Annotated in this window: 19 protein-coding genes; 6 read left to right on the top strand and 13 right to left on the bottom strand. The window is 56.5% G+C overall.

Annotated elements, in window-relative coordinates; translation table 11 throughout:
* Positions 1–6: 6 nt before the first annotated feature.
* Positions 7–405: an ExbD/TolR family protein gene (locus tag HNQ38_RS13550; RefSeq protein WP_183722276.1), complete on the top strand. Its 399-nt coding sequence runs from the start codon at positions 7–9 to the stop codon at positions 403–405.
* Positions 362–1,222 (top strand): energy transducer TonB family protein, encoded by an 861-nt coding sequence (locus tag HNQ38_RS13545; RefSeq protein WP_183722273.1) that lies wholly within the window; start codon positions 362–364, stop codon positions 1,220–1,222. Before HNQ38_RS13550 ends, HNQ38_RS13545 begins: the two co-directional genes overlap by 44 nt.
* Before the next feature lie 453 nt (positions 1,223–1,675).
* Here HNQ38_RS13545 and HNQ38_RS13540 read toward each other — a convergent pair whose 3' ends face one another.
* Together HNQ38_RS13540 and HNQ38_RS13535 are read right to left on the bottom strand one after the other, a co-directional pair.
* Positions 1,676–2,203: a metal-dependent transcriptional regulator gene (locus tag HNQ38_RS13540; protein ID WP_183722270.1), complete on the bottom strand. Its 528-nt coding sequence runs from the start codon at positions 2,201–2,203 to the stop codon at positions 1,676–1,678.
* 60 nt (positions 2,204–2,263) lie between these two features.
* Entirely contained in the window at positions 2,264–3,616 is a 1,353-nt protein-coding gene (locus HNQ38_RS13535; RefSeq protein WP_183722267.1) for an MATE family efflux transporter, read from the bottom strand.
* A gap of 783 nt (positions 3,617–4,399) precedes the next feature.
* On the opposite strand from HNQ38_RS13535, the gene HNQ38_RS13530 reads away from it, so the two are divergent.
* Positions 4,400–7,144, top strand: coding sequence for a cation-transporting P-type ATPase (locus tag HNQ38_RS13530; protein WP_183722264.1), 2,745 nt, complete (start codon positions 4,400–4,402; stop codon positions 7,142–7,144).
* Positions 7,145–7,377: 233 nt separating this feature from the next.
* Here the strand turns inward: HNQ38_RS13530 and HNQ38_RS13525 are convergent, their stop codons facing one another.
* The 11 genes from HNQ38_RS13525 to HNQ38_RS13475 form a co-directional block, all read right to left on the bottom strand.
* Positions 7,378–8,106, bottom strand: a complete 729-nt coding sequence (locus HNQ38_RS13525; protein WP_183722261.1) for a TetR/AcrR family transcriptional regulator — start codon at positions 8,104–8,106, stop codon at positions 7,378–7,380.
* A 91-nt stretch (positions 8,107–8,197) separates the two neighbouring features.
* The gene (locus tag HNQ38_RS13520) at positions 8,198–8,908 is read right to left on the bottom strand and encodes a DUF134 domain-containing protein (RefSeq protein ID WP_183722258.1); all 711 of its coding nucleotides are present in this window, start codon (positions 8,906–8,908) and stop codon (positions 8,198–8,200) included.
* A gap of 236 nt (positions 8,909–9,144) precedes the next feature.
* Positions 9,145–9,522, bottom strand: coding sequence for a response regulator receiver protein (locus HNQ38_RS13515; protein WP_183722256.1), 378 nt, complete (start codon positions 9,520–9,522; stop codon positions 9,145–9,147).
* Positions 9,523–9,530: 8 nt separating this feature from the next.
* Positions 9,531–9,911 (bottom strand): NifB/NifX family molybdenum-iron cluster-binding protein, encoded by a 381-nt coding sequence (locus tag HNQ38_RS13510; RefSeq protein ID WP_183722253.1) that lies wholly within the window; start codon positions 9,909–9,911, stop codon positions 9,531–9,533.
* Positions 9,912–9,923: 12 nt separating this feature from the next.
* Positions 9,924–10,838 carry a nucleotide-binding protein gene (locus HNQ38_RS13505; protein WP_183722250.1) on the bottom strand — a complete coding sequence of 305 codons (915 nt, stop codon included), beginning with the start codon at positions 10,836–10,838 and terminating at the stop codon, positions 9,924–9,926.
* Positions 10,831–11,883 (bottom strand): nucleotide-binding protein, encoded by a 1,053-nt coding sequence (locus HNQ38_RS13500; protein ID WP_183722246.1) that lies wholly within the window; start codon positions 11,881–11,883, stop codon positions 10,831–10,833. The genes HNQ38_RS13505 and HNQ38_RS13500 overlap by 8 nt, the downstream gene beginning before the upstream one ends.
* A gap of 6 nt (positions 11,884–11,889) precedes the next feature.
* Positions 11,890–12,240, bottom strand: a complete 351-nt coding sequence (locus HNQ38_RS13495; protein ID WP_183722243.1) for a NifB/NifX family molybdenum-iron cluster-binding protein — start codon at positions 12,238–12,240, stop codon at positions 11,890–11,892.
* A 1,121-nt stretch (positions 12,241–13,361) separates the two neighbouring features.
* On the bottom strand, positions 13,362–14,276 hold the full coding sequence (amrB, locus tag HNQ38_RS13490; RefSeq protein ID WP_183722240.1) for an AmmeMemoRadiSam system protein B: 915 nt from the start codon (positions 14,274–14,276) through the stop codon (positions 13,362–13,364).
* Between the two features lie 335 nt (positions 14,277–14,611).
* A complete protein-coding gene (locus tag HNQ38_RS13485; RefSeq protein WP_183722236.1) occupies positions 14,612–16,072 on the bottom strand; it encodes an NAD-dependent succinate-semialdehyde dehydrogenase in 1,461 nt (486 codons plus the stop codon).
* Positions 16,073–16,103: 31 nt separating this feature from the next.
* Positions 16,104–17,366 carry a dihydroorotase gene (locus tag HNQ38_RS13480; RefSeq protein ID WP_183722233.1) on the bottom strand — a complete coding sequence of 421 codons (1,263 nt, stop codon included), beginning with the start codon at positions 17,364–17,366 and terminating at the stop codon, positions 16,104–16,106.
* Positions 17,363–18,319, bottom strand: a complete 957-nt coding sequence (locus HNQ38_RS13475; protein ID WP_183722230.1) for an aspartate carbamoyltransferase catalytic subunit — start codon at positions 18,317–18,319, stop codon at positions 17,363–17,365. Before HNQ38_RS13475 ends, HNQ38_RS13480 begins: the two co-directional genes overlap by 4 nt.
* Before the next feature lie 418 nt (positions 18,320–18,737).
* On the opposite strand from HNQ38_RS13475, the gene HNQ38_RS13470 reads away from it, so the two are divergent.
* The 3 genes from HNQ38_RS13470 to HNQ38_RS13460 are packed head-to-tail and all read left to right on the top strand — an operon-like array spanning position 18,738 to position 21,688.
* Positions 18,738–19,535, top strand: coding sequence for a sulfite exporter TauE/SafE family protein (locus HNQ38_RS13470; protein WP_183722227.1), 798 nt, complete (start codon positions 18,738–18,740; stop codon positions 19,533–19,535).
* Positions 19,536–19,561: 26 nt separating this feature from the next.
* On the top strand, positions 19,562–20,428 hold the full coding sequence (locus HNQ38_RS13465) for a YitT family protein (protein ID WP_183722224.1): 867 nt from the start codon (positions 19,562–19,564) through the stop codon (positions 20,426–20,428).
* Positions 20,429–20,437: 9 nt separating this feature from the next.
* Positions 20,438–21,688 carry an amidohydrolase family protein gene (locus tag HNQ38_RS13460; RefSeq protein ID WP_183722220.1) on the top strand — a complete coding sequence of 417 codons (1,251 nt, stop codon included), beginning with the start codon at positions 20,438–20,440 and terminating at the stop codon, positions 21,686–21,688.
* The last annotated feature ends 334 nt before the right edge of the window (positions 21,689–22,022 follow it).

The raw sequence follows: 22,022 nt of genomic DNA, 5'->3' as shown, positions 1-22,022 counted from the left end.
GATCCTATGTTCGATCTGGACGAAGAAGTCAGCATTGACCTCACGCCGCTTGTTGACGTTATCATTGTGCTGCTTTTTTTCTTTATTCTCACGGCCTCGTTCAGCAAACCCATACTGGAAATCGTTCTGCCCAAGGCCGAAGCCCCAGACCCGGGCGCTACCCGCACCCGGGAGCTGGTCATTTCCATCAAGCAGGACGGCACCATCCATCATGAAGGGCAGCAGGTCAGCAAAGAAGCCCTGCCCGCCCTGCTGGAGACCATGCCCGACGCATTGCTGAACCTGCATGTGGATGAAAAGGCCCCATTCAACGCCTTTGTGGGTGTGGTGGACCAGGCCAAGACCAAGAGAGGAGGCCGCTTTGTTATCAGCACACAAGCGACTTCGGCGTCCACGCCATTGTGACGTTGCGGCGCAGACGCGCAGCCGCAATTATGCCCTGTGCATAACATCCGGCATAATTATGCTGGCGGCGCTGCTCATGTCCTTGCCAAGGCAACCCCAAAGGGTGCTGCTTCCTGCCGCTGCGGCAGGGCCTATGGTCATGTCCATGCGGCTTGAATCTGTGGAGATTCGCATTGAGTCTAGCGAGCAACCCGTCGAGCGACGCCTTATGGCCGATGATTCGCCCTTTACTGCGGTGCTGCCGCCCCAACCCGAGCTGGAAAAACCAAGGGAAGAGCCCAAGCCGGAAGAAAAACCCAAGGTTGTGGAGCAAAAGCCCAAGGTTCAACCGCCCGTGGCAAAGCCTGAACCGCGCAAGATCGCAGCGCAAAAAACGCAGCTGCTTGAGCAGAAAAATGCGGTTCCCGGCCCGCGTCAGCAGGTGGGCCATCCTGAGGGCAGCCCTGACGGCGGCGTTGCGGGGGGAGTCTTGGGTGGCGTACCCGGCGGAAAACCAGGCGGCGTGGCTGGCGGGGTAGCAGGCGGCGTTTCAGCCTCCACTAAAAACACGGCCCTGAGCAAAATTCTCAATGCTGTGGAGAAAAATAAAAACTACCCCAAGCATGCCCGCCGTAGCGGCGCAGAAGGGCTTGTGATTCTGCTGGTCAGCATAAATGATCAGGGACGCATTACGGCTAGCAGTCTGGACAAACACTGCGGGCAGGCGGCACTGGACAATGCCACCAAGGAATTGGGGGAAAAGCTGATTGGCCTGAACACCGGGGTGCAGGGCGCGGCCTTCAGCGTGCGCGTGCCCGTGGAATACAAACTGAAATAGCCCTTGAAGCCGCACAGGTGCAAAAGATCTTTTGCGCCGTGAGGAACCCCAGAGGGGGGTAAGCCTCTGAAAAGATTTTCTGTTTCAAGGCAACATGTTACAGGATTTTTTACCTTCCCGTCGAGCAGCCCGGCAGATTCATCGCCGGGCTGCTTGTTTTTTGTCGTGCCGACCATGAGCTGTTTTCAACGGCAGGTTGACCCAAAAATAAAAAAGCGGCCCTTTCGCCGGAGTGTACTCTTCATACACGTCCGGGAAAAAGGGCCACCTGACACAGCAGCTGTAAAAAACGCTAAAAATCCGGTCTGGAGCAGGTTAACTTTGAAATGCATCACATTTCAAAGTTGTCATTCTGCCCCAAAATGCGATTTATGGCAGAATCCACGCCGCGCTGCGGCGCACTGCACTCTTGGCAGCGATAGAACATTTAAATTTTGAAAAAGTTTAAATGTTCTAGCCTTCATCCACAAAATCACGGCGGTTCACGATTGCAGGGGGAGCCTCATCGGCCGTGGGCAGTCTGTGCTTTTTGGCCGCATGCGCGTCCCGCAGGGCAAGGCTTTTTTCCAGCCAGCCTTCCCACTGGGGCATGGTGTGACGCATGTACAACACAAAGAGCCGCCAGCGCAGCATCACGTCATCGGGCATGACGTGCTCAAGCTGACAGGCCATGTCAGCCGCGGTTTCTTCGGGCAATTGCAGCACCGTTGAAAAAAATTCCCGCAAAACCATATTCCGGTGAGCCAGTCGCTGCCCGGCCTGAAGGCCTTTTTGCGTCAAATTCACAAGGCTGTACGGCTCATAGCTGATATAGCCACGCTTGGCCAACGAGCGCAGGGCATTGGTTACAGATGGGCGCGCAACCTTGGCCGCATCGGCAATATCACTGGGTCGACATGCGCCAGTGGCGAACTCCTGCTTAAAAATAATGGCCAGGTAGTTTTCCAGGGCAGGAGAAAGATCCTTTTCTTCCTGATCCATTGAACAAGCTCCTTGCATATTCTGCTTCGTCCATAGGCCTAAAAACGTGCCACACAAATATCAGAGAACACGTATGGCACCAAACCATTTTTTTTGCACATAGATTTGCAGCGTCCAGATGGATGCCACCAGCGTGCCGCAAGCCATGCCAACATACGCCCCAAAGGCCCCGAAATCCAGCCAGTGAGCCAGACAATACGCCAGCGGCACCGACACTCCCCAGGTTGTGAAACAGCTTACCCGGCAGGTGAAGCGCGTGGCTCCGGCTCCGGCCAGAACCGCGCTCAACATCTGGCTCATCCCCTGCAAGGGCAGCACAAGGCAGGAAATCTGCAAAAACGTCTCCGCAAGGGCTACGGTGCCAGACTCTTGTGTAAAAAGCCTTATCACTGGCCCGCATAACACATACAAACCCAGCCCGGCCACAGCCAGAGCCGCAGCCACCCACAGGCCATAGCGCAACCCCAGGGCATACCCGTCGCGCCCCAGGCCAGCCCCCAGCAAATGCCCGCTGAGGATGGTCAGGGTCATGCCCAGCCCGGCAAGCGGAAACAACAAAAAGCCCATAACGCGCATACCAAGGGTCATCGCCGCTATGGCGTCCACCGCATGCAAAGGAAGGCTGGAAACGCAGGCAAGAAGCACAATGCTGCCCGCATGCCCGGCCACATTGCCAAGTGCCGCCGGAGCGCCCACACGCCACAGCCGGGGCATGGCCAGCTTGTTCCACCGCCACCCGGCAAATGACGACGCCCGCAAAATATTTACACGCACGGCCAGAATGATGTTGCAGATAAAGCCTGCCACAGACGAGGCAAACGTTGTCCAGGCAACGGCGGCGTACCCGAGTTGTGGGAAGCCCCACCAGCCAAGGCCCAACCCCACGCTGCTGACAAATTTGATGGCTGTCACAAGACAAAGCGTGGCCGTGGGCAGCCAGACCATCTTGTGTGCGCGAAACACGGAATTAAGCATGACGAGGCTGTAATAGAAGGGCAACTGGGCTGCGTAGGCGAAGCCAAAGGTGCGCACCATCGGCGCTATGGCCTCAGGCACAAGATCTGTCATGGGCAATGCCAGAAGCACGCCGAGCCCCAAAAGAGAAATGACGGAACCAGCGGTAAAGGAAAGAGCAACTATCAGGCCGGAATAGCGGCGGGCACGCAAGGGTTTTCCCGCCCCAAGCGACTGGCTGACCATAGCCATACAGCCGCTGCCCACCACAGCCGTCAGCAGCATCAAAAAGGCAAGTATCTGGGCTGTAAATCCCAGCGCGGCCAACACGCCCTCATTGAGCTGCCCCGCCACCCAAAGATCTATCATGGACATGACCATGTAGCAGAACATCAGACCCAGCTGCGGAATGGTAAGAAGCGCGACTTCGCGGGCGGAAACGACCTTGGTTTCGGGCATGCGGCATAGTGCCGCACGGGATTCTCAATGTCAAATAAAGTTAGCTTTAAATAATTTAATTAGTCATATAATAGTTAATACACATATCAGACCATAATAACAGGAGTATTTTCGAAAAATCCTTTCCTTTACCGTAAGGAAACGCAGCCTTTGCACACCCAAAATGGAGGTGCTGCCTGCCAGCATCAAAGCCAGTTTTAACTCAGCTCCAAGAGCTGTTTCTAAGGAAACGCTGATTTATTCCGTTTGGCTGCGTTGCTTCACTTTTTTGAAACCGTCGAGCACGGAAGAGTCCACTCCTGCTTCAAAAAAAGATCACGCCTTGCCAAACGAAATAACTGCTCGTTTCCAGAAGGCTCTTTAGTCAGTGCTTCCCTGAATAAATAATTTTGCGCAACAGCTGCCCCGCTTGCCGCGGGTTTCGAGGTTGCCGTAGCTCCCTGGAACTCCAGTTGCAACTGTTGCCCGGTTCATCAACACACCGGAGCTCAAAACCGCTGCGCCAACTGCCCAGAGGTTTACGGCCAGAGGGTTTTTCGATAACAATATCAATAATGATATGTGCCAGTATTGGTATGTGTCTCTGTTGCAACCGCTGATCGCAGTGACGCCCGGCCAGGATGTTGCCGCAAAACACTTCTTTGAAATCAGGCATCAGGCTGAACTGGCAGCAGATGCTGTGCCCAAAGCGCCGCCTGCCAGCCACCACACATAACCAGAAGGTTTGTATTGCGCTGATCCATATGTACCCCTCGACTGCTCTAACTCTGGAACGAGGTCTGTATGCAAAAACAGTATGTTCACACCCACCGCAAATGGTTTGCCAAGGATGTGCCTGACGTCGCCGCGGTGTTGATGACCGACGTGCGGCAGGGCATCAGCCAGGAACAGGCTGCCGCCAGACTTGAAGAATACGGCCCCAACTCCTTGCCAGCAAAGAAAAAGCAAAGCCGCATTATCAGCTTTCTTCGTCACTTTCACGATATTCTCATCTACATGCTTTTTGTGGCAGCCTTTGTGACGCTGGTTCTGGGGCATTACGCGGATACCATTGTCATTCTGCTTGTGGCCGTTGTGAACGCTTTCATAGGGTTTTCGCAAGAATTCAAGGCAGAAAAGGCTCTTGAGGATATCAAGAGCATGCTGTCTCTCAAGGCCTCCATTATTCGCGACGGCGTACGCACCGAAGTGGATTCCAAAGATCTGGCTCTGGGTGATCTTGTACTTTTGAAACCAGGCAACAAAATTCCCGCAGACCTGCGCCTTGTGATCGCTGACAACCTGCGCGTTGAAGAATCCGCGCTGACTGGCGAATCCGTTCCTTCCGAAAAAACCACGCACTCCCTTGACCCGGAAACCATGCTTGGCGACAGAATCAACATGGCTTTCAGCGGAACCTCTGTAAGCGCAGGCACAGGGTCAGGCCTGGTGGTGGCTGTGGGGCAAGAGACAGAGCTGGGGCGCATCAGTCAGCTGCTGGAAGAAACGCAGAACATATCTACGCCTCTTATCCGCCAGATGGCCCAGCTTGGCAAAACCGTGGCCCTGTTCATTCTTGGCGTGTCGTTGCTGATCTTTCTGTTCGGGCGGTTCTTTCACAACTACGACGCCAGCGAACTGCTGCTCGCCACCATAGGGCTGGCCATTGCGGCCATTCCTGAAGGGCTTCCCGCCATTCTTTCCATCATTCTCGCTGTCGGCGTGCAGCACATGGCCCGGCGCAAGGCCATTGTGCGCACCCTGCCATCTGTGGAAACGCTGGGGTCGGTATCCGTCATCTGTTCTGACAAAACGGGCACACTCACCAAAAATGAAATGACCGTTAAAAGTCTTGTTCTTGCGGAGGAGCGCTATGATGTTGAAGGGTCGGGATACGCGCCCGAAGGCTCCATTACACAGCACGGCACCACAGTAGACGCCGCTTCCGCCCCCCTGCTGGCGGAAATGATCCGCTGCTTCGCCCTGTGTAACGACTCTGTGCTTACGCAAGACGCCAATGGAGCCTGGATCATACAGGGTGAACCCACTGAAGGCGCGTTGCAGACCCTTTATAAAAAATCAGGCCTCACGGGCGCTGGCAAAAGCAGAATTGCCACCCTGCCTTTTGACTCCCAATACAAATATATGGCCATACTTATTGAAGAAGGCGGGCAAACGTTGCTTCTGGTCAAGGGCGCGCCCGACCGCCTGCTGGCCATGTCTACGCAGCAGCGTACCGCAGCGGGTGACGTGCCTCTTGATCCCGCCTGCTGGGAAAGCGCCATGAGCATTACGGCGGGCAAAGGCCAGCGATTGCTTGGCGCAGCCCTGAAGATCATGCCCCCACAAACCAGAACCATTACCCACCAAGATTTGCAGGACGGCCTTGTTTTTCTTGGCCTGGCGGGCATTGTTGACCCGCCGCGCAATGAAGTGCTTGAAGCGATACGCGCCTGCAAGGACGCAGGAATCACCGTAAAAATGATCACCGGCGACCATGTGGACACTGCCAAAGCCATTGGCCTTGAACTGGGCATCGGTGACGGCAGTATGGCCATATCCGGGCAACAGCTGGACGAAATGACAGACCAGCAGATCCAGTGCGCGGTAAAAAAATGCGACATTTTTGCCAGAACAAGCCCCGAGCACAAACTCAAGCTTGTCAAAGCATTGCAGGCCAACGGCGCGGTTTCGGCCATGACTGGCGACGGCGTCAACGATGCCCCGGCCCTTAAAGCGGCTGATGTGGGCATTGCTATGGGCATCAAGGGAACCGAAGTCACAAAGGACGCTGCTGAAATCGTGCTCACGGACGATAATTTCAGTACCATCGTGGCAGCGGTGGAAGAAGGCCGCAGGGTTTACGACAACCTGAGAAAAACCATCCTCTTTATCCTGCCCACCAACGGGGCCGAAAGTTTTCTCATCATAGCCAGCATCCTGTTTGGCACAACACTGCCCCTGACGCCAGTTCAGATACTTTGGGTGAATATGGTCACGTCGGTGACGGTGTCTCTTGCCCTGGCCTTTGAGCTTAAAGAAGACGGCGTCATGCGGCGTCCCCCAAGGCCTGCCGGAGAAAAAATTCTGGACGGCTACTTTATCTGGCGCATCGCCTTTGTGTCCATACTTATCGGCGGCATGACCCTGATTATGAGCGTGGGCCTTGGGCGAATGGGCTATGCCGAAGACCTTGTGCGCACAATGACAGTGCAAAGCATAGTCATGTGCCAGCTCTTCCACCTGTTCAACAGCCGCAGCATCCGAGGATCTGCCTTCAAGATCAATCCCTTCTCCAACCGGGCCGTTCTTGTGGTCAGCGCCCTGCTTGTGGTTCTTCAGCTTTCAGTAACGTACATTCCCTTTATGAACAGCGTGTTCGGCACCGTGCCCCTGCCCTTGCAGTATTGGCCAGTCCCCATACTGCTCGGTTTTATTGTCTTTTTGATAGTTGAGGGCGAAAAGGCCTTTATGCGCAAAAGAGATGCACAAAACTTTACAACCAAGGCTGGAGCTGCCGCTGGAGACAACGATCACTGCGAAATCTGATGCGCCGCCGCATGCGCGCCAATGCTGGAGCATATGCCTTTACGCAAGTATTGCGCAGTGAAAAGGCTTTGAGCAAATCAACGTTGCGAATATATATTCGCAACGTTGATTTGCTTTAGAAACAAACACTCAAAAGGCCGCCTGCATATGAGCAGGCGGCCTTTTTGGACATGATTGTTTTTAAAAATATCAGCTCTTGGGCGTACTAGTTCATGAGCCTTGCAGGGCGGGCATCAATGTGCGGGTGCCAACGCCTCGGGGGCAAGAAGTTGATCCAGTACCAGACCAAGACCATGACGAAAATCTTCCCGGTCTTTTTTACTGTACTTCTTGCTGCGCAAGAGAGTTAGAATCACAGCCGAACCCGTGAGCAGAGAATAGGCAACATCCGCCTTGGCCCCCATGCTTGGGCCACCCAGGCGTTCTCTGAATGTTTGACGTTTTTGCTCAAAAAAATCAGAGATGATGTCTGCAACTTCCGGATTAAGGGCAGAAAAAAGGATGATCCGAAACTCGTCTATCCATATGTTATGCTCCTTCGCGAGCACTATGCTGTCCAAAGCCTGATCAAGGGTATCCCTGATACTCGACCCTGGCGCCTTGGCGAGCTCGGTCAAGGAATTCACTACTGCTGCAAACAATTTTTTCTTGGAACCAAAGTATCTGTTGATAAGGGTGGCGTTCACCCCAGCCTTTGCCGCAATTTCTCTCGTGCCCACACTTTCGTAGTTATTTTTGGCAAAAAGACAACGTGCTGCAACCAGTATCCGCTGTCGAGTTTGTGCCGCATTGCGGCCTTGTTTGCCCTGCTCCGCCACTGGGTGCAATTGTTCGGGAGGCATGGCGGCTACAGGGGCATTGCCGTCATTTTTGACTGCATTGCTCATAGCGTCCCTGCATTTTTTATAATGGTCGTGAAAGGCGTTGCCCTGCTCCAACCAATGTTTTTGTTTTATCAACATTCAGGCAGTGCGGCCAACCCGCACATCTACTGCAAAAACACCTCCGGCGAACAGCAAGGGCGCTTTTACAAATTTACAGATTCGCGAAACCTCATTCCCCTGAAGCACAGCCACTTCGGCAGAGGTGTTCGGTGCCAAAAGCCGCCAGCCTGTTTTGCGCAAAGGCTTCAAGGCAAGCCCCCACACTGGGCAATCCCGCATTGTGGTAGACGGCTATTCCGGCTGCCTGCATGGCCTGCAAAGGGCGAACCCCCATACCGCCAGCCAGCAGCACAGTCACGCCCAGGCGGGCCAATATCTGCACAGGGTTGGCGCAATCTCCGGGCATATGCCCCGCGTTTGCCCGAACCATAGCTTCGCCAACTTCGCCAGCTTTTACCCTGGCCAGGGTGTAGACGCTACATCGGCCAAAATGTGCGTGAGGCGCGGCCAAAAGCCCGCCAGGTTCCTGCGAGGGAACCGCCACCAGCACGCCATCGGAATCGGAAGGACGCACATCGTCGGTCAAGGCGTCCATTGCGCACACGCCGCCCTCAATACGCAGGGCCAGACCGTCCACAAGGGCTTCGGCCACACAATGCCGGGCCCTTCGCAACAGCCTGCCAAAGGTGTGGCGCGACACCCCCATACGGGCAGCGGCTTCATCCATGTTTCGGCCTTCGTAATCGGCCAGACGCAAGGCCTCAAGGCCATCCAGCGGCAGAACCCTCTCGTCGAGGTCTGATATGGGGATGCCTTTAGGCTTGAAATAATTGACTTTGGGAAGGGCGCTCACACGCCTGCAATGACTGGGTCTTGGCATATTCTCACACTGATACGATTTTATTATAAAGTACGGCACGGAATGGCACACGTCAAGAGTGATGTAAGTTACTGCAAGACGGCTCGGTACCGCAGTTTGAAACAGGCAACATACCGATTTTCCGCATATATTACCTGCAAACAGATAAAGTAAAAAAGCGGAACCAGCGGCAAAAACCGGTTCCGCATATTACATCTGGTATTCTATATGCCAGCGGTGCATGATGGCAGCTGAATTTATCCCCAGTTCCCCATCACTCCCCTCAAAAGCTCAAACATCTTTTGCGCATCTTGCGCTGTTGGTTTCAGCGGAAGCGACGTTAGTATGCCCAGCCCCTCCATTTCATCATGAAAGACTTCTGCGGGCATGTCCGTCACAACAGCGGTGTGCATTCCGGCATCAATCATCATAAGAGCCGTCACCCAAGACCGCGCAAGCTCACCGGAAGGAGGGTCAAGTACAGCCAAAACCGGATGTTCACGCTGCGCCGCTTCCTTACACTGTTCAAAGCTTTCCGCCATGCCCACGGTGCAGCCGTGGGCATGCAGCTGTGCCACAAAGTCCGCCCAGGCTTCAGGTCGACTGGTTTGCAGCATGATATGCCTGCTTTTCATGGCCGCCCCTAGTGCGAGCCGCCGCCGCAGGTCTGTTCTGTGCTGAAACGGTTCAACTTGCCCTGACAAAAGGCCTCAACAGCCTGCCCCACTGTGGGATAGTTGCCAGCAAAAAAGACGTCAATATGCATCTGGTTGAAGCCCATAAGAGGACGCATGCCCATGCCCCCGGCCAGCAGCGCAGTAACGCCGTGTTCGGCCAGATACTGTACAGGAGCCATGCAGCCACCCTGCTGATGCGGTATGGAAGCCAGCGTGGACTGGGCGGACACCGCGCCGTTCTCCATTTCCACAATGGTATAGATGGCGCAATGGCCGAAATGCATACCCATACCCGCATCCATGCCGCCGGGAAGTTCAGAGGGAATTGCCAGAATTGTCTTGCTCATGATGGTATGTCCTTACAAAGAGTTGATGTTGGCCCGCCGGGCGGGCTTGTCTGCCGCGGCGCAGATGCGCCCCCATATTTTCTCAAGCTCGCTGGCCAGGGGCGAATCCCTTTCCGTAAGAGCTTCGCCACGTATCATGGCCTCCGTCACAAGAGGACTGAAAGGCAAACACCCTGCCAGCGTGTAGCCTTGCCGGACGGCGTACTCTTCTATGGCGCGCGCCTCATCGTTATTGAGGTCGGCCTTGTTAATGATGACGGATACAGGAATACGAAAATGCCTGCACAAATCCGCCACCCGCTCGAAATCATGCCGTCCCGAAGGAGTTGGCTCCACCACCGCCACAGCCAGGGTGGCCCCCGAAAGAGAACTGATGACGGGGCAGCCGATGCCGGGTGATCCGTCGCAGAGGATAAGGCTGTCTTCTGCGGTGGGGGCCAGCTGGCGCGCCTGCTGTTTGAGGAGGCTGACCAGACGGCCCGAATTTTCCTGACCGGGGTCAAGCTGGGCGTGAACAAAAGAACCAAAGCGCGTCTGGCTCAAGTACCAAGTGCCACAGTGCCGTTGAGGAAACTCTATGGCTCCCGTGGGGCAAAGCTTGTGACACACGCCGCAGCCTTCGCAGTCCAGGGCGTCTATTATGAACTGCCCGTTCCCGTTCTGCCCCACTGCTCCAAACTGGCACAACTCCAGGCAACGGCCACACTGCGTGCAGACATTTTCATTGATGACTGCCGTATTGCCCGAAACAAAGGGATGTTCCTGCTGCACATGGGGATCAAAGATGATGTGCAGGTCCGGCACATCCACATCCAGATCACAGAGCACCGGGTTGCGGCCCTCGCGGCTCGCCAGAGCCGCCAATGCCGCGCATACCGTGGTTTTTCCTGTGCCGCCCTTGCCGCTGATGACGACTATTTCACGCATGCCCCGCCCCTGTTGTGCCTGACGCGCATATGTTCACGGCGCTGCAAGGTTCCGCAATCTGACCAATCTTGCCCCCTGCCCACCGCTGCACGGCATCGTAAAGAAGCCCGAAACGTCTCTGCCAGATCAAGGCATTGGCGCTTTGCTCCAAAAGGGGCAGATACCCGCGCGCATAAGCCTCTGCGGCTTGCAGATCAAAGGGCAGACGGGCCAGCAACGGCAGGCCTTCTGCTGCGCAATATTTTTCCAGCGCTGCGTCGCCGCTTTCATTTCCCGGCATACCAGCCCGGTTCATGACAACTGCCAAAGGCATATTCAGCTTTTTAAAGGCCGCATGCGCCAGCTTGAAATCGTAAGTACCAAAAGGAGTGGATTCCGCCACCAATACAAGCGCGTCGGCCATGCGGGCTGTGGTCATGGCCGGACAGCTCACGCCGGGGGGCGAGTCAATAAGAATGTCCGGCACAGAGGCAGCATCACCCACAGAAATAGCGGCAAGCGCGCCATCAATCGCACGCAGCAAGGGCGGCGACATAGCCTCCCCTACCCGGCTTTTTCCCATAAGCAGGGTTTTGCCGGAATTTTTGCCCGAGGTCTGGCTGGAAGTTTGTCCCAAAGCTTGGTTCAAATTCTGGTCAGAATTTTGGTCCGCGCCCATCTTCAGGCTCCACGAACCCCATTGCAGGCTGCCCAGTTCACGCTTGCCCTTTTTCAAGGCATTGGCCTGACAAACCTCAAAACAACCGCCGCAACCGTGGCACATGTCTGCAAAGACGATCAGACCTGCGCCCAGTTTGGCAATGGCCTTGTAGGAGCACATGGCTGCGCAGTCGCCGCAGGCCGTGCATTTTTCCGAGTCCAGTTCCGGCACTGTCAAATACACAGATTGGGCCGCTTCCAGATGGGGATGCAGAAAAAGATGCAGGTTCGGAGCTTCCACATCAGCGTCGACTATCAGGCAAGGGTGCGGCCATATGGCGGCCAGCGAAGCCGCCACCGTGGTTTTTCCCGCGCCCCCCTTGCCGCTGGCAAATGCTATGCGCATGGCAGCCTACTTGTTGGAGGCCGTAGCCGGGTTAAGGGTTCCTCCGGCATAGCAGCGCACGGCATCTCCCACGCTGCGGCCATCCAGATCCTGATATATCTGCATGCCTGCCGCCTGAAGAGCGGTGAAGGCCTTGGGTCCGACGTAACCGCTGAGCACAGCGCCAACGCCCAGGGCAGACAAGCGTTCGGCAGTTTCAATGCCCGCGCCCTGCGCCATGACCTGGGATGCGCCGTTGTCTACATATTCCGTGTTCATGCTTTCCATATCCACAATCACGAAACCAGCGGCGCGCCCAAAACGCGGATCTACCTGGGATTCCAGGCCCGGGCCTTCACTTGAGACGGCAATTTTCATGTGTCCGCTCCTTTGCGCAGCCATGCCACGCCATTGTTTTGCTCAAACGAGCATAATCTTCACATCTCAAATGTCAAGCGAAGGTGTGGACTTTTCACAGACGTTCTTGCATAGGTGAAAAGGCAGGCAAACTAGAGCAGGCAAAAGCAGCCAAATATGAGCATACGCAGCCGGAAGCAGACATAAGCAATCAAGCGGAGTACAGGCTGTCAGGGCTGCTTTAAGGCCAGAATAAGAGGAGCCACAAAGCACTTCAAATAGGCGGCGGGGGCTGGTGATAAGCAGAGGAGAAAGAGGTGGAGTTGCTTTGGCGAGGGGTGGGGATGCCCTGCGGGCACGGAGGCTTTTATTTTATCTTGTTTTGGTCGCCTCGGAGGCTCAACGCAGAAATAACTGAAAATGCGCTAGTGACGGCACCGCCTTCGCGGCGGGCGGCAGAGGGGGCCTGTTAGGGGCTGCGCCCCTCCGGGGCCCCCTCTGCACTCCCCCCGGACAACCCCGCTGCGTTTTCATACCTCTCCATTCCCCCGTGTTAACCTTCAAGGGCTTTCCATATTTTACCAATATCCGAAGGCTGCGCGGCTTCCGCTTCGGGAGCTTCCCTCCCTTCGGTCGGGTGATCTCCCTGCGCGCCGCGCAATGCCATCAACGGGTGAGGCTTTGAATGATGGGCGGATTGGAATGAAGGATCAGGCCGGGTTTTCATTGGTGGACGAGGTGGAAAGGATCTATCTGATTACTTTTGAGGGGTGGTCAAATTCGAGTGGGAATACCCGATAGCTTTTGCTTGGTGGGAGATCGAAGTGTAAATATCGTGAGAATTTTGAGCCGCGGAGTGGGAATAGTTAGCGGTGCGTAGTGAAGAAAGAGAGGGAGTCGCTTTGGCGAGAGGTGGGGAATACCCTGCGGGACGCTTCTTACGCATAACAAGCCCGGTGTAGTACCCAGCGGGAACAGGACATTCCTCCTGAAGTTACTTACGCAATAGTAAGCTCAGTGTGCCCAACGGGTACGGGGACGCCTTGTGGCGTATTGAAGGAGGAGTAAACGTTTTAGGGGGAGGAGACCCTTTTGCAAAAGGGTCCCTACCCCACAAGTTATTTCAAAATACAGCAGTACACCTAGGCAAGGCCGAACCTCAGCCCCGCATATCCCACGACACGGCTGGTGTCGCCAGATGCCGCCGCCGAGGTGTCATACAAGCACAGCTCGGCCCACGGGTTGCCAAGGGAGCGCACGGCAAACAAGGCCAGGGCCAGCGGTCCGGCCCCACACATGGTGATGCCTTCCCTGTCCACTACGGCCAAAAGGGCTTCGGGGTCACACGCCAGCGCTTGCGCCAGAGCTTGCGCGTCCTTATGCAGGGTCTGCTCCTGATTCTGGTAATGATTCATGTCAGAACTGACGATGAAGCCCACATCCTCCCCGCTGGCTCTGTAGTCTTCCACAATCTGGGCCAGGGCCAACCCCGCCGAACGCAGAACATCAGGCCGGCGCGTGCCCACGCACACAGGAACAATGGTACGGTGCATGGCCGTAGAGCCATCCTTTCCCGCTGCCAAAGGAAGACTTTGCAAAAAGGGCAGCAGAACTTCTATGGAGTGTTCGCCCAAATGGCAAAGCTCGTCTGGCAAAAAACCACCTGGTGCTTGAATCAAGGTCTGAGCCAGCTCTTCATCCACCTGCACGGGGCCCAATGGCGTCATCCATTGCCCTTCGGCCCAGACCCCCAGCGGTTTTCCCTGACCGGTATGGTTGGGGCACAGGACAAAAAGCCGCTGCGGCAAACTGGCTCCGGCAGTGGAGTTTTTCCACGAACTGGCCAGCGTGCCCCCTATAATACGCCCGCAATAAACATATCCGGCATGAGGCAGCATAAGCCCCAGCAAACGCGAACCAGCATCATGCGCGTGCCCGTCCGGCACAGATCCCGCTGAGCTGGACACTGTCATAAGCCATGCGTGGAGTTCTTTTTTCAACTGTTCAACATCAGCAGGGTAAAAACGCCCTGCCGCTATGGGGTGTCGTGTGCTCATGGCCGCTCCCGAAATATGGCGAATTAGAGGTAGTTAACATATAAAATGTTACATACCCGGCGGCGAGTAGACTGAAGCATCCGCTGCTATGCAGTGTGGATTCTGCCAATCCGCGTTGTGGCAGAAAGCCAACGTCGAACTGTTGACCATTGCAAAGCTAATCTACTCTGGAATAAACGCTGCGAACCCCGCACAACGGGGTTGTCCGGGTTTCAAAACTTCCCGGACTTCCGCGCGCCGACCCGCTATCCTTGCGGACTGCGAAATCATCACATCTTACAGAACATCAAGCTGCACCTGCAACGCGCCGTGCACTTATGATTTTTTATTATCGCCTATCCTATGCCTCCAAGCAAGGCATAATGGGTTTCCATATATTCCAGCAAACCTTCCCGGCCGCCTTCACGGCCCATGCCGCTGCCCTTGACGCCGCCAAAGGGCGTTTCGGCTGAGGCCAGCCCCGCATCATTAACGCCCACCATGCCATACTGCAGGCTCTTCCAGAGCCGCCATGTGCGCGCCATATCGCGCGTGCAGACATAGGACGCGAGACCGTATTCCGTATCATTTGCAAGGGCCACGGCTTCTTCTTCGTCTTCAAAGGACATGACAGCCGCCACAGGACCGAATATTTCCTCGCGGAAAATCCGCATATCAGGCTTGATACCTGTCAGCAGTGTAGGCTCGTAGAAATTGCCGCCCAACTTGTGGGCCTGCCCGCCTGCAATGCGGCAAGCGCCGTTTTGCAGGGCGTCACGCACAAGAGCGTCCACATGGGCTACAGCCTCGGCATTGATAAGCGGCCCCATTGTGGTATCGGCCTTGAGCCCGTCACCGACCTTGAGTTCGCGTATGCCTTGCAGCAGGCGGCGCACAAAGGCGTCGAACACGTCTTTGTGTACAAGAAAACGGTTGGCGCAGATGCAGGTTTGCCCCGCGTTACGGAATTTATTGCCCAGGGCCATGCGGGCCGCCAGGTCAATATCGGCATCGTCGAAAACGATGAAGGGCGCGTTGCCTCCCAACTCGAGAGACACACGCTTGAGGGTGGGGCCGCACTGGGCGGCAAGTGTTTTGCCCACAGGCGTGGAACCCGTAAAGCTGAGTTTGCGCACCAGCGGGCTTTCAGTGATGACGGAGCCAATGGCCCCGGCACTGCCCGTAATGACGTTGAAAACCCCGGCAGGAATACCTACCCGCATGGCCAGTTCTGCCATAGCCAGCGCACTGTAGGGCGTGGCGCTGGCAGGCTTGACAATGGCCGTGCAACCCGCAGCCAGTGCCGGAGCAACCTTGCGGGGAATCATCGACATGGGGAAGTTCCAGGGAGTGATGGCCGCGGCCACGCCCACGGGGGCGTGCCGGGTGAGCGCCTGTACGCCCTGCCGGAATCCGGGCACCACCTCGCCGCTGACGCGGCGGGCTTCTTCGGCATACCAGGGAAAGTAGGAAGCTCCTTGAAGAATTTCCCCTCTGGCTTCAGCCAGAGGCTTTCCCTGTTCCAGCGTGAGCAGGCGGGCCAGATCTTCAAGATTGGCGTGAATGGCCTGCTCCCAGGCGTGCAGATAAGCCCCGCGTTCCTGCGGGCTTTTGGCGCTCCAGGCGGTAAAAGCAGTGTGAGCGGCTTCAACGGCAAGCCGGGCTTCTTCGGCACCACAGTTGGGCACATGGCCCAACTGTTTGCCGTTAGCCGGATTGATGACATTCAGAACGCTTTTGTCTGCCGCATCACGCCACTGCCCGTTGATCAGGCAGTGGGGACGAAAGAGACTCTTATCCTGTAGTATCCGATGCATGTGTGCCCCCGCTATGCGCAGGCTGGGGGGATCAGAAAAGCTTTCTGCCTCCCATCCAGTGGTGCTTGACGCGCCCACGCAAGGTCTGCCCCAAGAAGGGCGTGTTCAGACTTTTTGAATACATGGTCTCCCTTGAAGGAATCCATGCTTCTTCCGGGTTAAACAAAAAGAAATCTGCCGGGTCGCCAGGAGCAAATCCGTTCCAGGGCAAACCAAAAATTTCCGCCGGGCGGCGGCACCACAGGCGGTGCGCGTCCGATTCGGTCAAAACACCTTCGTCCACAAGCGCCCAGGTAAGGCTCAGGGCCAGATCAAGCCCAGTAAAGCCGCAAGGGGCCTCATCCAGCGTACCGTCTTTTTCGTGCGCGGCATGCGGGGCGTGGTCAGTCACAAGAATGTCCACAATGCCCGTTTTTACGGCTTCACGCAAAGCTTCGCGGTCATGCGCCGTACGCAGGGGCGGACTCACTTTAGATTGGGTACTATAATTCTCAAGGGCTGTTTCGTCCAGCAGCAGATAGTGCGGGCACGTTTCAGCACTCACTTTAACGCCGCGTTCCTTGGCCCAGCGAATGATGTCCACAGTCAACGCTGCAGAAACATGTGCAATATGTACAGGAATATCAAGATATTCCGCAAGCATTATGTCACGCGCTGCCTGCAGGGCTTCGCCTGCGGGCGGTTGCCCCTTGAGCCCCAAAAGCCCGCTGACGTCCCCCTCGTGCATGATCCAGCCGCGTCCCAGGTGCGGGTCTTCGCAGTGGTCAATAAGAATCAGGCCCAGATCAGCGCCATATTCCATAATACGGCGTACCAGTTCGGTATTTTCCAGAGGACGGCCATCGTTGGACACGGCCACGCAGCCCGCTTCCTTGAGTTCAGCCAGAGGGGCCATCGTTTCCCCCTTGAGGCCGATGGTGGCCGCCGCTATGGGCAAGAGGCGCGGGCCGTGGGGATGGCTTTGCCGCGCCCTGTCCAGCATATGCCGGGTGACGCTGGCAGTATCGTTTACAGGCTTGGTGTTCGCCATACACATGACCGCGCCAAACCCGCCGCGCGCTGCGGCCTCAAGCCCGGAAGCCACGTCTTCCTTGTATTCAAAGCCGGGTTCGCGCAGGTGTACATGGGCATCAATGAGGCTTGGCATAAGCACGAGGCCACAAGCATCAAAAATTTCGCACCCTTCGGGAGCCGCGTGATGGCCAGCCGGGGTCATTGTCATAATCTTGTTGTCGTCCACCAGAAGATCCACAGGAGCTTCAAGGTGACGGGCGTTTTTGATGCAAAGCCTCATGCGCGTCCTCCATCGTTGCGCGTAGCCAGAAGATAGAGTACGGCCATGCGCGTTGCCACGCCCGCCGCCACCTGGTTCAGCACCAGACTGGCAGAAGCGTCGGCCATGTCATCGGAAATTTCCAACCCGCGGTTCATCGGACCGGGGTGCAGCACCTTGGCTCCGGGCCGGGCCAATTCCATATGTCCGAGGCCCAGGCAAAAGCGCCGCGAGTATTCAGCCAAATCCGGCAAAAGCCCGGCCTGCTGGCGTTCCAGCTGCAGGCGCAGGCACATGGCGGCGTCCACGTCGCGCACGGCCTTCTCAAGATTTGTGTACACTTCCACGGGCCAGTGGTCCACCCCTGCGGGCAGCAGCGTTCGCGGAGCGCAAATGCGCACGCGCACGCCAAGGCTGGTGAGCAGGTGAATATTTGACCGCGCCACCCTGCTGTGCGCAATGTCGCCAAGAATAAGCAGGGTACGGTCTTCAAAAGTATTGTCCCATGCCTGACGCAGGCTGAAGCAGTCCAGCAGGGCCTGGGTGGGATGGGCATGCCAGCCATCGCCGCCATTAACCACACCGCAGGGCAGCAGGTCCGCGATATAACGGGCCGCGCCACTGCTGGAATGGCGAATGACAATCACGTCTGGCGACATGGCCTGCAACGTCAGGGCCGTGTCCTTGAGGCTTTCGCCCTTGTTGAGGCTGGAACCGCTTTTGCCCAGAGCGAAGGTATCCGCCGAAAGACGCTTGCCCGCCACATCAAAGGAGGTCTTGGTGCGGGTGCTGTCTTCCACAAAAAAGAGCACCACGGTCTTTCCCTTGAGTGTAGGCACTTTCTTGACGGGACGGGTGTTTATTTCCTGAAAGCTGGCGGCCAGATCCAGAAGATGCAGGGTGTCGGGCCTGCTCAACTGGGTCACGTCCAGAAGGTCTTTGTGTGGCCAGTGGTAACGATTTTCAGTATTCATGGCACTGCTGTGTAAAAGGTAAAAAAAAGCCCCGCTGACTTTATCAACGGGGAACGGCGGGAATGGCTGCGGCCCTGACCCGGAACGATTTGAGTTCAAAAAAACCGGGCGTCCAAGGCGCCGATAGGGGCGCCCCCCTGAATATGCAGAGTATGGGAGCGGCAGACATCATTCCTATTTTGTAGGCGCGCAAAGGGGCTTTGTAAAGCAAAAAGTCTGTTGACGCCCGCTGGGCCATTGTCTAGTTAGAGGAGGGCAATACCGTCTTCTTGACGGCACAGGCCAATCCGGCTGACGACTGGCATCTGTATGCGGCCGCCAACATACGCAGGGTTTCAGTGTTGCAGCACGGCTTGTTACCGAAACCCGGCCTTTTTCATCAGTATTCCATCAGGCTCTCTTCTGGAGGATGTAACCGATGCTTTTGACTCTTGTGATCTACCTTGCATGTGGCGCTGTGGCTGGCGTGCTGGCCGGACTGCTGGGCGTGGGGGGCGGCATAGTGCTTGTGCCTATGATGGTAGCCATATTTCCCACCGTTGGCGTGCCTGCGGAATACGTGCAGCAAATGGCTTTGGGCACGTCCCTCGCCAGTATCATGATTACCTCCATTTCCAGCGCCCGCGCTCACAACAAACGCGGCGCAGTGCATTGGGACATCTTTCGCAACATTACGCCGGGCATCCTTCTTGGCACGTTTGTGGGCGGGCTTATCGCCACACACATGCCCACGCTTGCTCTCAAGATTATCTTCATCTGCTTTCTGTTTGTGGTGGCTGCCCAGATGCTTTCAGGCTATCGGCCTCCGGCCACACGCAACATGCCGGGTTTTGCCGGCACATCGGGCGTGGGCCTGGGCATAGGTCTTCTTTCAAGCTTTGTGGGCATTGGCGGCGGCACGCTTTCCGTGCCCTTCATGTCTTCCTGCAATGTGCCCCTGCACCATGCCGTGGGTACTTCAGCCGCCATCGGCTTTCCCATAGCTGTGGCCGGAACTCTGGGCTTTATTGTGGGCGGCTGGGGACGGCCCGACCTTCCCTCAATGACGCTGGGTTTTGTGAATCTGTGGGCTTTGCTGGGCATAGCCTCGGCCAGCTTTCTTACCGCGCCCCTTGGGGTCAAGCTGTCGCACGCCCTGCCCGCCGACAAACTTAAGCGCGGCTTTGCCTGCTTTTTGATTATCGTGGCCGTCAAGATGGCCTGGGGATTGCTGTAACCCGTAATTGCTGTCAAGATAGGAACATGAAACTCTATTCCTACAACCACAAACTGGCTGAATCCGTCTGGTGGAACCTCTTTCTGCTGACTCTGGGCGGTTTGCTAACCGCTGTCTGCATTCAGAGCGTAGCGGCTCCACACGACTTTCTCGCTGGCGGCATTATGGGCGTGGCGCTGCTTACCAACTACTGGACAGGCACGCTAACGCCCCTTGTGTGGTACGCTATGATTTGCGTACCCATTTATCTTTTCGGCTGGTTTTTTGTGGGGAAGCGCTTTCTGCTCTATACAGCTTACGGCACCCTCTGTACGACGGTCTTCGGCTTTTTCATCAACTTTACCATCCCCCTGCAAAGCGAGCTGTATGCCGCTGTGGTGGGCGGCGTTCTGCACGGCGCCGCCGGGGGCCTGATGCTGCGTACCCTGGGTAGTGGCGGGGGTACGGACGTTATCGCCGTGGTACTCAAGGACCGCTGGAATTTTTCCATCGGCCAGTTCAACGTCATTTTCAACGGCCTGCTTTTCTTGCTGGGCGCTTACCGCCTGCCTTTCGATCTCATAGTGGCCTCAATGATTATGATGTTCATCTCGTCCAACGCGCTTGAGTATGTATTGGGCATGTTCAACCGACGCAAGCTGGTCTTTATCATTTCCGATCACGGTGAGGAAATCAGCGAAGCCATTCTGGTAACAGAACGCTTTGGCGCTACCATGCTGCGTGGCAAGGGAGCATACTCCGGTTCTGACCGCGAAATTCTGCTTACAGTTACCAACAATATCGCGCTCAAGCGGCTGGAAAATCTTGTTTTCAGCATCGACCGCAACGCGCTCTTCATTGTTGAAAACACCTTTTACGTTTCCGGCGGGCAGTTCGCCCGCAGGGGCAGGTAGGATCAGAGCATGGCGCCCCTCGCCCCCCTCACGCCCGAATCCTATTCTGACAAGCCAGAGCCTCAGGCGCTGGCCATCAGAGCTAAAAGTATTGTTACTCTTGCGGGGGAAGATCCGGCCAGGGGCGCACGCCTGTTCGCCCCCCTGAAAAAAATTGATAATGCCGTACTCATCGTGCGGGACGGCATGGTGGACGAAGTGCGGCCCTGGTCCGCAAGCGCTGCCCCGGCTGGAGCGCTGGTGCGGGATCTGGGCGCGGTATGCCTTGCCCCTGCCTGCGTCAACGCCCACACCCACCTGGAACTTTCGCACCTTGCAGAGCGTACCCGCTGGGGCAAAGGCTTCACGGCATGGCTGCAAAGCCTTATCTCTTTGCTCCGCGAAGCACCGGACCCGCAAGCCGCTGAAAACGCCTGCGCCCATATGGCAGGAACCGGAACCTTATACGCTGGCAATATCACCGGGTCCCTGCCCGGCGGCATGCTGCTGGCTGACGCCGCCTGCCGTGAAGCGGGCCTTGCTGTGAACCATTTCTGCGAATGGTTCGGTTTTGGCGCTCCCTTTGCCGACGGCGTGCGCCCCTGGCCGCCCCGCTGCCGCGAAGCCCTTGAAGAAGATCCTTTTCTGGCTGCACGCTGTGCGCCGGGCGGGCATGGCCTCTACTCCACCGGGCCTGATATTTTGCGTGCAGCCAAGCAGGACTGCGCCCGCATGGGCCGCATTTTCAGCTTTCATCTGGCGGAATCGCCGGATGAAACACAACTGCTGACCACAGGCGACGGCCCCCTGCGCCAGTGCTACGAACAGGTGGTTCTGCCCCCCGACTGGCAGGCCCCCGGTTTGCGCCCCCTTGCTTATGCCGTCAAGCTGGGTCTTCTGGATGCTGGCACCCTGGCTGTACACGGCACGCAACTGGACGCGCAGGAAGTGGAAGTGCTGGCTGCCAGCGGCGCGGCCCTGTGCATGTGCCCGCGCTCAAACCGCAACCTTGGGCTGGGCGTGCCGCCAGTACGCGATCTGCTTGAAAGCGGCTGCCTGCTCTGCCTCGGCACTGATGGCCTGACCAGCAACCGAGACCTGGATGTGCGGCAAGAAGCCGTGTGGCTACGTGAAAATCTCGATGTGCCCCCCGAAGCCTTAGTGCGCCTCATGACCATCAACGGGGCAGAAGCCCTCAACATGCTCCAGAGCGGCGCTGGACGCCTGGAACCGGGAAGCCCTGCAGACTTCTGCGTTCTGCCTGAAGCGCTCACCTACTAGAGCGTCTTCACCTGAAGCAGCCGCTTAACGGCTAGCAAAGCCCGCCTGCACCTATTTTGCGGCAAGAATTTGTACGCAAATTCTTGCAGAACAAGTGGCTCATCTCATTCGTAAATAGCTCTGGAGCAGATGAATTTTGAAATGTAGTACATTTCAAAGTTGTCATTCTGCCGAAGAATACGAATTTCAGCAGAATCCACACCGTGTTACGGCGTGTCGTTCCCCTGTGCAGCATTAGTGCATATATGGCCCCGCCCTATGGTCAAGGGAAAATAGACTTTGGAAATTCGTTCGGATGCTCGCATATATACGGCGTCAGCCTAGTATGGCAGCG

The sequence above is a fragment of the Desulfovibrio intestinalis genome, assembly GCF_014202345.1.
GTDB lineage: Bacteria > Desulfobacterota > Desulfovibrionia > Desulfovibrionales > Desulfovibrionaceae > Desulfovibrio > Desulfovibrio intestinalis.
The sequence above is the reverse complement of the archived record's forward strand: the minus strand, read 5'-3'. Positions and strand labels throughout refer to the sequence as shown.

Excerpts from the sequence above, each read along its gene's own strand:
- HNQ38_RS13550 (WP_183722276.1), top strand. The coding sequence starts at position 7 with ATGTTCGATCTGGACGAAGAAGTCAGCATTGACCTCACGCCGCTTGTT.
- HNQ38_RS13540 (WP_183722270.1), bottom strand. The coding sequence starts at position 2,203 with ATGGATCAGGAAGAAAAGGATCTTTCTCCTGCCCTGGAAAACTACCTG.
- HNQ38_RS13535 (WP_183722267.1), bottom strand. The coding sequence starts at position 3,616 with ATGCCCGAAACCAAGGTCGTTTCCGCCCGCGAAGTCGCGCTTCTTACC.
- HNQ38_RS13530 (WP_183722264.1), top strand. The coding sequence starts at position 4,400 with ATGCAAAAACAGTATGTTCACACCCACCGCAAATGGTTTGCCAAGGAT.
- HNQ38_RS13525 (WP_183722261.1), bottom strand. The coding sequence starts at position 8,106 with ATGTTGATAAAACAAAAACATTGGTTGGAGCAGGGCAACGCCTTTCAC.
- HNQ38_RS13520 (WP_183722258.1), bottom strand. The coding sequence starts at position 8,908 with ATGCCAAGACCCAGTCATTGCAGGCGTGTGAGCGCCCTTCCCAAAGTC.
- HNQ38_RS13515 (WP_183722256.1), bottom strand. The coding sequence starts at position 9,522 with ATGAAAAGCAGGCATATCATGCTGCAAACCAGTCGACCTGAAGCCTGG.
- HNQ38_RS13510 (WP_183722253.1), bottom strand. The coding sequence starts at position 9,911 with ATGAGCAAGACAATTCTGGCAATTCCCTCTGAACTTCCCGGCGGCATG.
- HNQ38_RS13505 (WP_183722250.1), bottom strand. The coding sequence starts at position 10,838 with ATGCGTGAAATAGTCGTCATCAGCGGCAAGGGCGGCACAGGAAAAACC.
- HNQ38_RS13500 (WP_183722246.1), bottom strand. The coding sequence starts at position 11,883 with ATGCGCATAGCATTTGCCAGCGGCAAGGGGGGCGCGGGAAAAACCACG.
- HNQ38_RS13495 (WP_183722243.1), bottom strand. The coding sequence starts at position 12,240 with ATGAAAATTGCCGTCTCAAGTGAAGGCCCGGGCCTGGAATCCCAGGTA.
- amrB (WP_183722240.1), bottom strand. The coding sequence starts at position 14,276 with ATGAGCACACGACACCCCATAGCGGCAGGGCGTTTTTACCCTGCTGAT.
- HNQ38_RS13485 (WP_183722236.1), bottom strand. The coding sequence starts at position 16,072 with ATGCATCGGATACTACAGGATAAGAGTCTCTTTCGTCCCCACTGCCTG.
- HNQ38_RS13480 (WP_183722233.1), bottom strand. The coding sequence starts at position 17,366 with ATGAGGCTTTGCATCAAAAACGCCCGTCACCTTGAAGCTCCTGTGGAT.
- HNQ38_RS13475 (WP_183722230.1), bottom strand. The coding sequence starts at position 18,319 with ATGAATACTGAAAATCGTTACCACTGGCCACACAAAGACCTTCTGGAC.
- HNQ38_RS13470 (WP_183722227.1), top strand. The coding sequence starts at position 18,738 with ATGCTTTTGACTCTTGTGATCTACCTTGCATGTGGCGCTGTGGCTGGC.
- HNQ38_RS13465 (WP_183722224.1), top strand. The coding sequence starts at position 19,562 with ATGAAACTCTATTCCTACAACCACAAACTGGCTGAATCCGTCTGGTGG.
- HNQ38_RS13460 (WP_183722220.1), top strand. The coding sequence starts at position 20,438 with ATGGCGCCCCTCGCCCCCCTCACGCCCGAATCCTATTCTGACAAGCCA.